This window comes from Empedobacter sp. R132-2 (assembly GCF_030324375.1).
Classification (GTDB): Bacteria; Bacteroidota; Bacteroidia; order Flavobacteriales; family Weeksellaceae; genus Empedobacter; species Empedobacter falsenii_B.
Genome location: NZ_JACAGG010000079.1, coordinates 1 through 1,037 on the forward strand (window position 1 = coordinate 1; position 1,037 = coordinate 1,037).

Below are 1,037 nucleotides of genomic sequence, written 5' to 3' on the forward strand. Positions count from 1 at the left end.
ACAACGTGCCGCGTATTGGCGATGGGCGGGATTTTTAGCACTGAACTTTAATCGAAGAACAGAAATTGAATTTTGCACTTCCGTTGATACGAAGCCGTTCAGCCCGCCTATTGCCAATACGATGTTGTACGACGTAGTTATGTTTTGGGTTTTAGTCCAGCTAAATATTTTCGTATGTCATTTTCTAATTTATCCGGGTATTTGTACTCTAATTTTTTTGACAATTCAGTTCCTATTTCTGAAACTAAATCAGTCATTGAAAATAGAGCAGTCCAATTTTCCTTTATATTGCTCCCTGAAAATGTTTGTTCTGTTTTAGCCCACATTTCCTGGTTAAGATACTTTTTGAAAAGTCGTCCATATTTATTGGTCGTTATGTTCCAATTGTGTTCACTTGCAATGTGCCATTCAATTAAAGGAATTAAATATTCTGTGCGAATAACGGTTTCCGACATAAATTTCGCATAGAATATTTCATCTCTCACAAGACACTTTGCCACGTAAGTTGTGTCCCACCAAAAATCGTTTATTAGATTTTGAAACTCTTTTTCAGACGGTTTTTTGATAATGGAAATTTGATAAGTTGGTTTCAGCATTTGCTTTGTAATACCATCTTTATCAATTAAAATTTTATAACCAATATCCCAATCTTCTGGTAATTCTTTCTCTTGCGTTTCCTTTATAAATTTTGATTTGCTGTAAAGTTTAAAATCTACTTTCACACCGTCTTCATAAAGTAGCATTTTCATTGCGTGTTTATGGTTAAAACAACTTTCGTCTTCTTCAATCATAGCAATTGGATTTCCGAATTTAAGCGTCCAGCTTTTGTCTGAAATGTAATTTGTATTATCCTCAAAAACAAATTCAATGTCTAAATCACTAAATTCGTCAACAAGTGCTAAAGGATTTACAAGTGAACTTGTCAGAAGAAGAACTCTTACATCTTCGTTTTTCTCCGACCATTCTATAATTGTTCTTAACTTTTCTTCTCTGACTTTCATTTTGTTTGGTTCGGTTTTACTATGTCGTACAACGTT

The 1,037-nt window shown here is 33.7% G+C and carries 1 protein-coding gene; it reads right to left on the reverse strand.

Annotation, left to right across the window (positions count from 1 at the left end; genetic code table 11):
• Positions 1-137: 137 nt before the first annotated feature.
• Positions 138-1,001, reverse strand: a complete 864-nt coding sequence (locus HXZ69_RS15210; protein ID WP_010257826.1) for an AadS family aminoglycoside 6-adenylyltransferase — start codon at positions 999-1,001, stop codon at positions 138-140.
• Positions 1,002-1,037: the final 36 nt, after the last annotated feature.

What these genes read in the sequence shown, in the direction of transcription:
- HXZ69_RS15210 (WP_010257826.1), bottom strand. Translation starts at nt 1,001, where the DNA reads ATGAAAGTCAGAGAAGAAAAGTTAAGAACAATTATAGAATGGTCGGAG.